At 66.2% G+C, this 13,256-nt stretch carries 12 protein-coding genes; 7 read left to right on the plus strand and 5 right to left on the minus strand.

From position 1 onward, the window contains the following. Positions 1–181 precede the first annotated feature (181 nt). From AC07PQ_RS05455 to AC07PQ_RS05470, 4 genes are all read left to right on the plus strand, one after another. Positions 182–850 (plus strand): ABC transporter ATP-binding protein, encoded by a 669-nt coding sequence (locus AC07PQ_RS05455; RefSeq protein ID WP_493185193.1) that lies wholly within the window; start codon positions 182–184, stop codon positions 848–850. Further along, the gene (locus AC07PQ_RS05460; RefSeq protein WP_493185192.1) at positions 816–3,332 is read left to right on the plus strand and encodes an ABC transporter permease; all 2,517 of its coding nucleotides are present in this window, start codon (positions 816–818) and stop codon (positions 3,330–3,332) included. The genes AC07PQ_RS05455 and AC07PQ_RS05460 overlap by 35 nt, the downstream gene beginning before the upstream one ends. After that, positions 3,322–4,398 carry a lipocalin-like domain-containing protein gene (locus AC07PQ_RS05465; RefSeq protein WP_493185191.1) on the plus strand — a complete coding sequence of 359 codons (1,077 nt, stop codon included), beginning with the start codon at positions 3,322–3,324 and terminating at the stop codon, positions 4,396–4,398. The genes AC07PQ_RS05460 and AC07PQ_RS05465 overlap by 11 nt, the downstream gene beginning before the upstream one ends. 123 nt (positions 4,399–4,521) lie before the next feature. Continuing rightward, positions 4,522–5,109 (plus strand): hypothetical protein, encoded by a 588-nt coding sequence (locus tag AC07PQ_RS05470; RefSeq protein WP_007923530.1) that lies wholly within the window; start codon positions 4,522–4,524, stop codon positions 5,107–5,109. A 396-nt stretch (positions 5,110–5,505) separates the two neighbouring features. On the opposite strand, the gene AC07PQ_RS05475 is transcribed toward AC07PQ_RS05470, so the two are convergent. The 3 genes from AC07PQ_RS05475 to hglS all read right to left on the minus strand — a co-directional run bounded on the left by AC07PQ_RS05475 (position 5,506) and on the right by hglS (position 7,721). Next, on the minus strand, positions 5,506–5,796 hold the full coding sequence (locus AC07PQ_RS05475; RefSeq protein WP_007923531.1) for an addiction module antidote protein: 291 nt from the start codon (positions 5,794–5,796) through the stop codon (positions 5,506–5,508). Position 5,797: 1 nt separating this feature from the next. Further along, positions 5,798–6,091 carry a type II toxin-antitoxin system RelE/ParE family toxin gene (locus AC07PQ_RS05480; RefSeq protein WP_492571496.1) on the minus strand — a complete coding sequence of 98 codons (294 nt, stop codon included), beginning with the start codon at positions 6,089–6,091 and terminating at the stop codon, positions 5,798–5,800. A 235-nt stretch (positions 6,092–6,326) separates the two neighbouring features. Further along, positions 6,327–7,721 (minus strand): 2-oxoadipate dioxygenase/decarboxylase HglS, encoded by a 1,395-nt coding sequence (hglS, locus tag AC07PQ_RS05485; protein WP_493185190.1) that lies wholly within the window; start codon positions 7,719–7,721, stop codon positions 6,327–6,329. Between the two features lie 264 nt (positions 7,722–7,985). On the opposite strand from hglS, the gene AC07PQ_RS05490 reads away from it, so the two are divergent. The 3 genes from AC07PQ_RS05490 (at position 7,986) to AC07PQ_RS05500 (ending at position 11,075) form a co-directional block, all read left to right on the plus strand. Beyond that, positions 7,986–9,110 (plus strand): diguanylate cyclase, encoded by a 1,125-nt coding sequence (locus AC07PQ_RS05490; protein WP_052034467.1) that lies wholly within the window; start codon positions 7,986–7,988, stop codon positions 9,108–9,110. 93 nt (positions 9,111–9,203) lie between these two features. Continuing rightward, positions 9,204–10,448 carry a M20/M25/M40 family metallo-hydrolase gene (locus AC07PQ_RS05495; protein ID WP_493185189.1) on the plus strand — a complete coding sequence of 415 codons (1,245 nt, stop codon included), beginning with the start codon at positions 9,204–9,206 and terminating at the stop codon, positions 10,446–10,448. A 231-nt stretch (positions 10,449–10,679) separates the two neighbouring features. Next, positions 10,680–11,075, plus strand: a complete 396-nt coding sequence (locus tag AC07PQ_RS05500) for a carboxymuconolactone decarboxylase family protein (protein ID WP_007932579.1) — start codon at positions 10,680–10,682, stop codon at positions 11,073–11,075. Positions 11,076–11,099: 24 nt separating this feature from the next. Here AC07PQ_RS05500 and astA read toward each other — a convergent pair whose 3' ends face one another. Next, a complete protein-coding gene (astA, locus tag AC07PQ_RS05505) occupies positions 11,100–12,164 on the minus strand; it encodes an arginine N-succinyltransferase (protein ID WP_493185188.1) in 1,065 nt (354 codons plus the stop codon). 58 nt (positions 12,165–12,222) lie between these two features. After that, on the minus strand, positions 12,223–13,239 hold the full coding sequence (locus AC07PQ_RS05510) for an arginine N-succinyltransferase (protein ID WP_493185187.1): 1,017 nt from the start codon (positions 13,237–13,239) through the stop codon (positions 12,223–12,225). Positions 13,240–13,256: the final 17 nt, after the last annotated feature.

Raw genomic sequence — 13,256 nt, forward strand, 5'->3', positions numbered from 1 at the left:
CGCAGTCACTTCCATGGGTCGCTTTTAGCCAGGATGGGCAGCCACTGCCCATCCGCGGTTCGAACAGTCCGTTTTAATACCGCTGAGCGCAGGTCGAACCCTGGGCGGAGTTGCGCGCGCAAACCCTCGTGCTCTGACAAGCGCTATCCTTGAGCCTTCCTTCCGTTGCCAGAGCCCACCCATGCTCGATGTACACGCCGTCCGCAAAAGCTACGCCACGCCCCAGGGCCCGTTGATGGTGTTGCAGGGGGTCGACCTGCACCTGGAGCAGGGCGGCAGCCTGGCGCTGATGGGCGAGTCGGGCAGTGGCAAGAGCACCTTGCTGCATCTGATCGCTGGCCTGGACAAGGTCGATGGCGGCAGCATCCGCATCGGCGGGCAGCAGCTGGAGCGGATGAACGAACACCAGCTGGCCAACTGGCGGCGCACCGAAGTCGGGCTGGTGTTCCAGCAGTTCAACCTGATCGGCAGCCTGCGGGTGGAGGACAACCTGGGGTTCCAGGCGCGGCTGGCCGGGCGTTTCGATGGGCGTTGGCAGGCGCAACTGGTGGAGCGTTTGGGCCTGGGGGACCTGCTGCGGCGCTACCCGGAACAACTGTCCGGCGGCCAGCAACAGCGGGTGGCCCTGGGTCGCGCCCTGGCCGGCAAACCGCGGCTGCTGTTGGCCGATGAACCCACCGGCAGCCTCGACGAAGCCACCAGCGACGACGTGCTGCAGCTGTTGCTGGAGCTATTGGCCGAGACGCCCACCAGCCTGTTGATGGTCACCCACAGCCAGCGCGTCGCCAGTCGCCTGGGGCGGATCGCGCTGCTGCATGGCGGGCGTCTGGCCGGCGCGGGCGAGCGCTGAGGTGCGGGTGTTCTGGCACAGCCTGCGGGCGCTGCTCAGCCATTGGCGGCGGCACCCGGTGCAGTTCTTCAGTGTGCTGACCGGGCTGTGGCTGGCCACCAGCCTGTTGACCGGGGTGCAGGCGCTCAACAGCCAGGCGCGGGACAGTTACGCCAAGGCCAGCCAGTTGATCGGCGGCGCGCCCCAGGCCAGCCTGGCCACGGCCAATGGTGCGCCGTTTTCCCAGGACCTGTTCGTCGGCCTGCGCCGGGCCGGCTGGCCGGTGTCGCCGGTGGTGCAAGGCCGGCTGACGCTCAAGAGCCATGCACAGCAGCGCCTGCAATTGCTCGGGATCGAGCCGCTGTCGTTGCCGGCCGGTGCGGCGGTCGCCGGCCAGGTGCTGGATTCCGCGCGGATGGTCGAATTCGTCAGCCCGCCGGGCAGCACCTGGATCGCCCCGCAAACCCTGGAAGCCCTCGGCTACCGCGAAGGCGATCGGCCGGTGACCGCGAGCGGCCAGTCACTGCCGCCGCTGCACAGCCAGGCGGACATGGCGCCGGGGCTGCTGCTGGTGGATATCGGTTTTGCCCAGCCGCTGCTGGGCTTGCCGCAGCAGATCTCACGGCTGCTGTTGCCGGCGGATTTCGCCGCCAGCGCGCCGGCCTTGCCCGATGCGTTCAAGGGCCTGCTGGTGCTCAAGCGCGGCAGTGAGGAAAACGATCTGGCGCGCCTGACCGAGAGCTTTCACCTGAACCTCGATGCCCTGGGTTTCCTGTCGTTCCTGGTCGGCCTGTTTATCGTGCACGCCGCCATCGGCCTGGCCCTGGAGCAGCGGCGCGGCCTGCTGCGGACCCTGCGTGCCTGCGGGGTCAGCGCGCGGATGCTGATCGCCTGCCTGTGTGTCGAACTCGGTGGCCTGGCCTTGCTCGGTGGCCTGGCCGGGGTGCTTAGCGGGTACCTGCTGGCCAGCGTGCTGCTGCCGGATGTCGCTGCCAGCCTGCGCGGCCTGTATGGCGCCGAGGTGGCGGGGCAGTTGAGCCTGAGCCCCGGGTGGTGGTTGGGCGGCATCGGTCTGAGCCTGCTCGGCGCCTTGCTGGCGGGGGCCAACAGTCTGCTGCGGGCGGCGCGCCTGCCGTTGCTGGCGCTGGCCGATCCCCAGGCCTGGCATCAGGCGCATGCACGCTGGCTGCGGCGTCAGGCCTGGGTCGCCACGGCCCTGATCGTACTGGCGGGCGCGGCCTGGGCCTGGGGCGACAGCCTGGGCAGCGGTTTCGTGCTGATGGCCGGCTTGCTGCTGGGCGCGGCCCTGGGCCTGCCGGTATTGCTCAATGGGTTGCTCAGCGCGCTGCTCGGGCGCAGCCGTTCGGTGCTCGGGCAGTGGTTTCTCGCCGATTGCCGGCAGCAGTTGCCGGCCCTGAGCCTGGCGTTGATGGCGCTGCTGCTGGCGCTCGCCGCCAATATCGGCGCCGGCAGCATGACCGCCGGTTTTCGCCAGACCTTCGCCGACTGGCTCGAGCAACGCCTGAGCGCCGAGCTGTACATCAACCCGCAGACCCCGGCGCAGGCGCGGGAGCTGCAACGCTGGCTGCCCGAGCAGCCTGCCGTGGCCGCGGTGCTGCCGGTCTGGCAGGTGGCGCTGCAACTGCAAGGCTGGCCGGCGGACTTGTACGGGGTGATCGAGCATGCCAGCTACCGCCAGCATTGGCCCTTGCTCGAAGCCCTGGGCGAGCAGCCCTGGACCCAGCTGTCCAGCGCCGACACCTTGATGCTCAGCGAGCAGACGGCGCGCCGGCTCAAGGTGCGGCTGGGCGATCGGCTGGATATCCCTGTGCCCGGGGGGCATTGGGCGCCGCAAGTGGTGGCGATCTATGCCGACTATGGCAACCCCAGGGGCCATCTGCTGGTGAATGCCGAGCACTTGCTGGCGCACTGGCCGCAGTTGACGCCCAACCGCTTTAATCTGCGCATCGAGCCAGCCGCCGTGGCGCCGCTGGTCAGTGCCTTGCAGCAGCGCTTCGGTCTCGACGACAGCCGCATGGTCGAGCAGGCGCAGCTCAAGGGCTGGTCGAGCCAGGTATTCGAACGCACCTTCGCCGCCACCGCCGCGCTCAACAGCCTGACCCTGGGGGTGGCCGGGGTGGCGCTGTTTATCAGCCTGCTGACCCAGAGCCAGAGTCGCCTCGGCCAGCTCGCACCGCTGTGGGCGCTGGGGGTGAGCCGGCGCCAGCTGATGCTGCTCAACCTCGGGCAGACCTGGCTGCTGGCGCTGCTGACCTTGCTCCTGGCGCTGCCCCTGGGCATCGCCCTGGCCTGGTGCCTGGACACGGTGATCAATGTCCAGGCCTTCGGCTGGCGCCTGCCGTTGCGGGTGTTCCCGCTGCAACTGGTGCAGCTGCTGGCCCTGGCGGTGCTGGCCACCTTGCTTGCATCGGCCTGGCCGTTGCTGCGCTTGTATCGCAGCCAGCCGGCGGATCTGCTCAGGACCTTTGCCCATGAAGATTGAACGGCTGCCTGGCCTGTTGCTGGTGTTGGCCCTGTGCGGTTGCGATAAAGGCGACGAGCCGGCGCAAGGTTTCGCCGGCCTGGGCGAGGACGCCGCGGCGTTCACCCAGGTGGTGCCGGGACGGGTGTTCAGCTTCCCGGCGGACCATGGCGTGCATGACGGTTTTCGCATCGAATGGTGGTACCTCACCGCCGACCTCAGGGCCAGCAACGGCCAGCGCTTCGGCGTGCAGTGGACGCTGTTTCGCAGCGCCTTGCGCGCCGAACCCGACCAGCCCGGCTGGCAGGCGCCGAATGTCTGGCTGGGCCACGCCGCGGCGACTTCGGCCACTGCCCATCACGCCGCCGAACGTTATGCCCGCGGCGGAGTGGGGCAGGCCGGGGTGACCGCGCAGCCGTTCAAGGCCTGGATCGACGACTGGAGTTTCAGCAGCCAGTCCGCCGACGCCGACCCGCTGGCGCACATGCAACTGCAAGCCAGCGGCGCGGGTTTCGCCTACCGCTTGCAACTGCGCAGCGACCGGCCCCTGGTACTCCAGGGCGAGGCGGGCTACAGCCGCAAGTCCGAACAGGGCCAGGCGTCCTATTACTACAGCCAGCCGTTTTTCCAGGCCGAGGGCAGCCTGCAGATCGACGGCCAGACCTATCAGGTCAGCGGCCCGGCCTGGCTCGACCGCGAATGGAGCAGCCAGCCCCTGGCGGCCGGGCAGAGCGGGTGGGACTGGTTCTCCCTGCACCTGGACAGCGGCGAACGGCTGATGCTGTTCCGCGTGCGGGAAAACCACAAACCGCCCTACATCACCGGCACCTGGATCGAGCCCGACGGCCGCACCCAGACCCTGCACAAGGACGATATCCAGCTCACCCCGCTGGAGGACTCCAAGGTGGCGGGGCGCACACTGCCCACCCGCTGGCGTTTGCGCATTCCCGGTCGCGGCCTGGATATCAATGCCGAGGCGCTCAACCCCAAGGCCTGGATGAACCTGCGCATTCCTTATTGGGAAGGGCCGGTGCAATTGAGCGGCAGCCATGCCGGCAGCGGTTATCTGGAAATGACCGGTTACTGAGACTGGCTGCGTGCAACAAATCGATGGGAGTTACCAACGTCGTTCCGGACCGCGTCTATGCTCAAGCGGCACCGCGCGCCTGAACGGCGCGGGTCTTGTCTTCAATTACAGGGATGAACTTCTATGAAGCCGCTTCACTCTCTGGCCAAAGCCGTTGCCTTGGCCACTCTGTTGTCTGCTGCCAGCCTGCATGCCTACGCCGCCGACATTCCGTTGGCCGGTACCGTGGAGGCCGATGAACTGGTGACCAAGGTGCTCTCCGTGGATGCCGCCAAGCATCGCGTGGTGCTGGAAGGCGCGCAGGGCCAACCGGTGCATGTGCAACTCAGCGATCAGGCCAAGGACCTGGGGCATTTGAAGGTGGGCGACCAGGTCAATGTGCGGGTCACTCACGCGGTGGTGGCGGTGCTGGACACCAATGTGGAAAAAGGCCTGCCGGATTCCGCTGAGCGCACCGGGGTGATTCGCGCCACCAAGGACAACCCCAACCCGGGCGGCGAAGCCTATCGCCAGGTGCAGGTGCAACTGAAGATCACCGACATCGACCTGAAGAACAACCAGCTGACCTTCCAGGGGCCGGCGGGTAACAAGAAGGTCCTGGCCGTGGAAAAACCGGAAGTCCAGGCCCGGCTGAAAGACCTCAAGGTCGGCCAGAGCGTGGTGGTGACCTACACCGATGTGTTGCAAGTTACGACGCAGCACGAAGGTTGATTGAGACCGGGCGCTGGTCGTTGTGGCGGCCGGCGCGCGGATCTCGGGAGGTCCGTGCGGGGAGTTGAACGAAGGTGAGCGAAATAAAAAAAATTCCGCCAGCTTTGTGTTCAGAATTCTTCAGAATATGTGCACGGACTTTCTTTTGTCGTTCGATTAAAATAGTTCTCGTTCGCCCGGTGCAAGGGCTCTTTACCGGTGCATGGATTGCCAGGCCAGAGCACTGGGCGAACACCCTCTTCGGGGTTTCCGCCCCACCATTTCCGCCATTGCGTTCATGCGACTCGCGCAGGTTCGACGCCTGTTGCCAGCGGTTGCCAAGCACTCTCGGCTCTCTCCAGCAAGACTCTTTACCGACACAGCCTGTTGTTTCATTACCTGCCGCCCGGGTCGGCTTCAGCCTCGGGACACGGTGGTGCACAGCTGCAGGCCCAGCGCGCGCATGACCTTGACCACGGTATCGAAGCGCGGCTTGGCACCCGGGGCAAAAGCCTTGTAGAGGCTGGCCCGGCCCTGGCCGGTGGCCTTGGCAATCTGCGTCATGCCCCGGGCCCTGGCGACATGGCCCAAGGCGCGGATCAGTTCATCGGTATCGCCATCGGCCAGGACCTGGGACAGGTATTCGCTGATCGCCTGGTCGCTGTCGAGCAGGGTGGCGATGTCGAAGGCAAGCAGTGTGTCGGACATATCAGAACTCCTTGGCCAGGGAACGGGCCTGGCAGATATCGGCAGGCTGGGTGGACTTGTCGCCGCCCAGCAGCAGGACGATCAGCGTATTGCCGCGAAGCGTGAAATAGATGCGGTAGCCGGCGCCCATATTCACGCGCATTTCCGAGAGACCGCCGCCGAGGTTTTTCACATCGCCCAGGTTGCCCGCCGAAGCCCGCTCGATACGCCGAGCGATGGCTATCCTGGCGCGCAGGTCCCGTAACGTGGTGTGCCATCGGGCAAAGGCGGTCGTCTGCAGGATCTCGTAATCCATGAGGGACTGTATCCATATAGAGACAATATTGAAAGGAGTGATGACCCTCAGGCGACTGACGGTGCGCTTGAAGGGGTTATGGAAAGGTAAGCAGGAGGGGAGTGGGCGAGGCGGGCTGTTTCGTATCGGCATGTTGTCGATCAGGGCTGCCGAAACACCCTGTAGCCATTGCCCGGTGGCGGGGGCGGGAAAGGGCCAGCATCAGCCGTTCTGGCTGATGCTGTGGGACGGAGAATCAGAGCGCCGGCAGGCCCAGCGCCGCGGCGCATGCCTGGAGCGAGCGCTGTTGGGTATCGGCGTACAGCTGCAGTTCATCGATGGCCGGGCGCCCCAGGGCCCGCTCGAAAGCCTGCCGGTTGGAGTGGCCGGCGTAATGGCTTTGCGCATCGTCGCCCAGGTTGGACTGGAAGATCCCGGCGGCGCTGACCGGCAGGAAGTCCTCGTACACCAGCGGCTCGGCCCGCACATGCCCGGCGTGGATCAGCGCCTCCAGGTTCGTCGGTCGATCCGCCTGTTCGCGCGCGGCCAGGCCTTGTTCGCTGGCGAAGTAGCGGAAGTACGCCAGGCCCTGTTCGCGCATGGCCTCGTGGTCATCAGGAAAGGCGCGGAAGTGTTCGGCCATCAGGGTGTTGTAGCGCTGGGCATTGGCTTCGTTGGGAAAGTCCCCCAGGGCGTCGCGGGCGGCGTTCAACAGCTGGTCGTACAGCGCCCGGCCCTTGGGGGTGAGGGCGGCGCCGCGCTGTTCGATCTCGCCGAAGCGCGCGCTGTGGCTGCCGCAGCTGTCGGGCTGGTCGGTGAAGGCCACGGCTTCCTCCAGCGCCTTGAAGCTGGTCTGGCGCAAGAGGATCGGGCATTCCCGGCGCGGCGGGCCTTCGATCACCGCCTTGGGCGTGATGCCGCGGGCCGGCATCAGCGCTTGCACCTGGTCGATGTCCAGGGTACGCGGCGTCAGGTGGTTGATGTGCGGCCCCTTGAACGCCACCACGTCGGCGATCAGCCGGTGCTGGGCGCTCAGTTGCTGGTACTGCCCGGCCGTGACCGTGGCGCTGTGGTGCCAGCGGAAGGTTTCCAGGGCCTGCTCGACGAATTCCCCGGCGGCGTTGTCGTCGAGGCCGCCCTGGGTTTCGGCCTGTTCGATCAGGGCCAGGGCGCGCGGGGTGAAAATGCTCCGGCGGGCCAGCACCGATTCGGCGAAGCTACGCAATTGCGGGTTGTCGATCAGTTCCAGGCGCAGCAGCGAAGTGAAGACCCGGAACGGGCTGACCTGCAGGGCGCTTTCGTGCACCGCGCGAAAGGCCGTGGAATGCACCGGCACCCCGGCCGGGGTGAGGTCGTAATAACCCACCGGCTGCATGCCCATTACCGCGAACAGGCGGCCCAGGGTCGCCAGTTCGGTGGCGGTGCCGACGCGAATGGCGCCGTGGCGCTCCAGGTCCAGGCGCTGGATTTCGCCGGTGCTGCGCAGCTGGCGGGCGATCCTTTCGTCGCTGCCCAGGACCCCGGCGTTGACCTGGGTCACCAGCTCCATCAGGGCACCGTACAGCGGCACTTCCTCGCGGTACATGTCCGACATCGCCCGTGAAAAACGTTGGCGGATCAGGTCTGGGCTGACGAAGCTCTGCAGGCTCATAAACAAGGATTCCCGGCGTAGTGAGACAAAGAGGGTAGCGGTGTTGGCTGGGCCTGATTCTGGTTGGCGCGGGGGTGTGCTGACAAACGAAGTTTCTTCCGGACTTCATTCTGCAAATGAATGCAGGCGGGCAGGGTGGCTACGTGCAGCTGGACCGATGGCATCCGCTGGTTTCACTCAGGCAACCCGCAGCGCTTTCCGGGGGCTGAGCGGTGATGGCGATTTGCCGTTGCGCTGATAGACTTCTGAACACGACCGCATTCCATGGCTTGCGTACCGTTCAACGGAGGCGACTTGGCCTTGACGCCGCACAACGGAGGAAAGGGACTTTCACTGGCCAGGAGGCTGTACAAAACGCGAATTCTGGGGTTGGCCCTGGGGTTCTTCTGCGTGGCCGCGGGCATATACCCGCTGCATCCATCGCCCTGGGTCTGGGCGTTCATGTCGTTCAACGCGTTCATCTGGCCGCACCTGGCGTACCAGTGGGCGCGCTGCTCGCCAGTGCCGTTTCGCGGCGAGCATCACAACCTGCTGGTGGATGCCTTCCTCGGTGGGTTCTGGGTGGCGGCCATGCACTTCAACCCGCTGCCGACCACCACCACCCTGTCGTTGATGGCGATGAACAATATCGCCCTGGGTGGCGTGCCCTTTTTCCTGGCCGGTTGTCTGGCGCAGATGCTGGGGGTCGCGCTCGGGCTGCTGCTGTTCGGCATCGGGTTCGAGGCCCAGACCAGTGCGCTGCAACTTTATGCCTGCTTGCCGATGCTGACCCTGTATCCGCTGGCCCTGGGGTTTATCTGCTACCAGCAGGCCAATGTCCTGTCCCGGCACAAGCGCGAATTGCTGGCCCTGAGCCGCACCGACAGCCTGTCAGGCCTGCTCAACCACGGGGCCTGGAAGGACCAGTTGGAAATCGAGTTCCAGCGTTGCCGGCGCCAGGGGACGAACCCGAACCAGGGCGGCGCCATCGCGCTGATCGACATCGATCATTTCAAGGCCATCAACGACACCTACGGCCATGTCGCCGGCGACATCGTGTTGCGCCAGCTGAGCAAGCTGCTCAAGCAGAACCTGCGGATCAGCGACCTGGCCGGGCGTTATGGCGGCGACGAGTTCTGCGTGATCCTGCCGGACGTGCCGCTGGAGCATGCCGCCGAACTGATGGAGGCTTTGCGTTGCCGTTTCGGCGGATTGGGCTATGAGCAGAGCCCGGCCCTGGAGGTCAGCCTGAGCATCGGCCTGGCCGCCTATTCCCCGGACCATAGCGATGCCCTGGACTGGTTGAACGATGCCGACCAGGCCTTGTACGAGGCCAAGACCACCGGCCGCAACAAGGTCAGCTGCCGCCGCGGCGGCTGCTCGTCGAAGGTCCTGCTGAACTCCTTGTAAGGCCGTTCGCAGAGCATTGCGCCAGCATGGAGGGGGGCGAATTTGTCAGGTAGGGTGGGCGGGCACCTTCCGACACGAAACAAGGACCGATTCATGACGCAGACTCCCCCTCGCTCATTGCTGGCCGCCCGTATCGGCCTGACCCTCGCCCTTGGCCTGCTGGCCACCCACGCCAGCGCCGCCCCCCACCCACAAGTGCAGAACGATGCGCAGCAATACCAGGGCGACGCCCTGAAACTGCTGGAGCGCCTGGTGAATATCGACTCGGGCTCCGGCTACGAGGCGGGGCTGGACCAGGTGAGCGACATCGCCATCGCCGAACTGAAGAAGCTTGGCGCCAGCATCGAAAAAGTCCCCAACGGCACGGCCGGCGGCAGCCATGTGCTGGCCACGCTCAAGGGCACCGGCAAGGCCAGGATCCTGCTGATGGCGCACATGGACACGGTGTTCAAGGAAGGCACCGCGGCCGAGCGCCCGTTCCGTATCCAGGACGGTCGCGCCTACGGCCCGGGAGTGATGGACGACAAGGGTGGCATCGTCGCCGGGATCTACGCGCTGAAGGTCCTGGATAACCTCAAGTTCAAGGACTATGCACAGATCACCTTCCTGCTCGATGCCAGCGAGGAAACCGGTTCGGAAATCGCCACCGAGCTGATCAAGAAAACCGCCAAGGCCCACGACGTGACCTTGAACCTGGAACCGGGGCGCCCGGCCGATGGCCTGGTGGTGTGGCGCAAGGGCAGCGCCACGGCGCTGGTGGAGGTCAAGGGCAAGGCGGCTCACGCCGGCGTCGCACCGGAGCTGGGGCGCAACGCGGCGATGGAGGCGGCGCACCAGATCCTGCAACTGGGCAAGCTGGGGGATGAAGAGAAGAAAACCACCATCAATTTCACCGTGCTCAAGGCCGGCGACCGGACCAATGTGATTCCCGACCAGGCCACCGCCAAGGCAGATGTGCGGGCGGCGGTGCCGGAGGAGTTCGACCGCATCGAGAAGGATCTGGTGCGGGTCTCGGCCAACAAGCTGATCGCCGACACCGAAGTCAAGACCACCTTGCAGCGCGGTTTGCCGCCGATGCCGCAGACCGAGAAGTCCGATGCACTGGTGGCCATGGCCCAGGGCATCTACGGCGAACTGGGGCGCAAGCTGACCATCGAGGGCAGCGGCGGGGCGGCGGACTCCAGCCTCTCGGCCGGCGTCGGCACGCCGACCCTGGATGGCTTCGGCATCGTCGGCGGCAATATCCACACCCCCGAGGAATACGCCGAAGTCGAGAGCGTGGCACCACGGATCTATCTGCTGGCGCGGATGATCATGGAGCTGTCGGCCAAGCGCTGATTGCAGGAATAGACGCACTGCATTGTCTGCATGGCCGGACCTGTAGCCGCTGCCGAGCCCGCGAGGCTGCGATCGACTGCGCAGCAGGCGCAAGGATCTCGAGACCGCTGGAGGACCTGCGGTCCTATCGCAGCCTCGCAGGCTCGGCAGCGGCTACAAGGGAATGGCTGCGGGGGCCTGCGATCCCTCTGCCTATACTCGAAAGCCTCGTCCCCCACAGCGGAGCCTTCAATGAGCAGCCACCTCACCGAATACGTCGACGCCAGCCCGGAAGTGCGGGCGGTGTTCGACGACATCATGCGCACCCGCCGGGTCGACCAGGTGAACAACTTCTGGAAATGCCTGGCGGCCCATCCGCCGACCTTGCGTCGTACCTGGGACAGCCTCAAGGAGATCATGGCGCCGGGGGCGCTGGATCCGCTGACCAAGGAGCTGATCTACGTCGCGGTCAGCGTCACCAACAACTGTCCGTATTGCATCGCTTCGCACACCGCCGCGGCGCGCAAGGCGGGGATGACGGAGGCGATGTTCGGTGAATTGCAGGCGGTGGTCGGCATGGCCAACGAAACCAATCGCCTGGCCAACGGCTACCGGGTGCCGCTGGATGACGGGTTCAAGCTCGAATGAGTCCGATGCGGCCCTTGGCGCCGCTCAGGCATCGGCCAGCGCCGTCCTTGGGCTTTCGGCCGCGACCGCCTTGGCCTGGGTGGCCAGCAGCGGCACGGCGCGCACCAGATCGCCGGGCTGCACTTGCAGGCGCTTGGCGCTGAGGCGATCCACCAGCAGGCAGCCGGACACCAGGCGAGCGCGGGCGCGGGTGACGCGGCAGCTTTCCAGCCGGCGGTTGTGGATCAGCCAGGTCGGCGCGTCGTCGTCCGGGGTGCCGACCAGCAGCGGCAGCACCTGGCTTTCGCGCACCGCGCGGACTTTGCTCCGCTCGGCCTCGATCACTGGCCCGCCGTCGAAGATGTCGATATGGCCCTGATGGGCAAAACCTTCGTGGCGCAGGATGGCCAGCGCCGCCTCGGCGTTTTCGTGGGCCTGGCCGATCGCGGCCTGGGCCGGTTCGCTGAGCAGGCAGGTGTACAGCGGCTGGCGCGGCAGCAGTTCGGCGATAAAGGGTTTGTGGCCAAGGCTGGACAGGTGGTCGGCCTGGACGAAATCCATCTGCAGAAAGTGCCGGCCCAGGCTGTTCCAGAACGGTGAGCAGCCGTTCTCGTCGCCCTTGCCGCGCAGCTCGGCGATCAGCTTGTCGCCGAACAGGTGCGGGAACTCGGCGACGAACAACAGGCGCGCCAGGGACAGCAGGCGGCCGTTGGTGTCACGGCGCTGGTCGGGGCGCAGGAACAGTGAGCAGAGTTCCGATTGGCCGGTCATTTCGTTGTTCAGGAACAGGGTCGGGATCTGCCGCCGGATGCCCAGGTGCGGCGCCGAATTGACGGTCATGCCGACCCGGTAGCTGTACCAGGGTTCGCGCAGGCCCACGGCGCCGGTCAGGGCGCTGATGCCGATCACTTGCTGGTCGTCGTCCTCGAGCACGAACAGGTAGTCGGCGTCGGCCCGTTCCACCTGCTCGGCAAAGGTCCGCTGGGCCCAGCGAATCCGGTGGGTCAGGCGCTCCTGGTTGGCCGGCAGGCTGGTCAGCCCCAGGCCTGCGCGCCGGGCCAGGGCCATCAACGCGGGCAGGTCGGTCACGCGTACCGGGCGAACGATCATGATGCAGCTCCTTCTGCGCGCCTGTTCAGGCGGCGAATGCAAACGTGTCCGGGGTTCTTCATAGGGCGACCAGCCGTACCGGGTCGCCGGTTTGCAGGTGCAGGGCCTGGAAGGTTTGCGGGTCAAGGTTGACCAGGTCCCCCGGTGCTTCGTCCAGGTGCACCAGGGCGGCCCGGTATTGCCCCAGCCGTTCGTTGCTCGCCAGCCAGGCCCGGCCGCTGCCGCTCTGTTGGCCCGGGCAGGCGTTGGCGATAAGGCTCTGGCGGATGGAGCGGACGCCGTTGTGGCGGGCGTACAGCGTTGGGCCGCCGTCGAACAGGTCGACATAGTGGTTGGCTTCAAACCCCTCGCGCAGCAGGATCTCGTAAGCCTCGCGACCCTGCGGGTGGACCTGGCCGATACAGTCCTGGGCCGCCTTGGGCAGCATCGGGATGTAGATCGGGTACTGCGGCATCAGGTCGGCGAGGAAGCTGCGGCTTTGCAGGCCGCACAGGCGTTCGGCCTCGACATAGGGCAGGTCGAAGAAGTGCTTGCCCAGGGCATCCCAGAACGGCGAATGGCCGTCGTCGCTGCTGTAGCCGACGATCTCGGTGATGCTGGTGTCGGCGAAGCGCGAGCCATGGGCGGCAATGAACAGCAGGCGGGCCCTGGAAAGCAGCTCCGCCATCGGCGTGCCCACCAGGTCCGGGTCGATATGAAAGCCGCGCAGCAGGCTGTGGTTGCTCAGGTCCTGGCACAGCGACAGGGTCGGCACGCCGTGCTGCACGTTCAGCTCCCGCGAGCTGCTGACGAAGGGCCGGTTGCGCAGGCTGTAGAAGGGCGCGCAAAACCCGGCCATGGCGAGGATTTCCGAACAGCCGCGCAACTGGCCGCTGGCCGGGTCGTGCAGGACAAAAAAATAGTTCTCCGGCCCCGGAGCCTGCACGTTGGCGGCGAAGGAGGCGCAGGAGTCGAGAATCTTGTCCAAAAGGTGTTGTCGATCGTCCGGCAGGGACGTCACCCCCACCAGGCTTTCACGGGCCAGCCGTTGCAACTCCGGCAAATCGTCTGGCGCAACTGGGCGTAAGACCAGCATGGATGCACTCCTGTATC

Source organism: Pseudomonas sp. GW821-FHT09E12 (assembly GCF_059416085.1).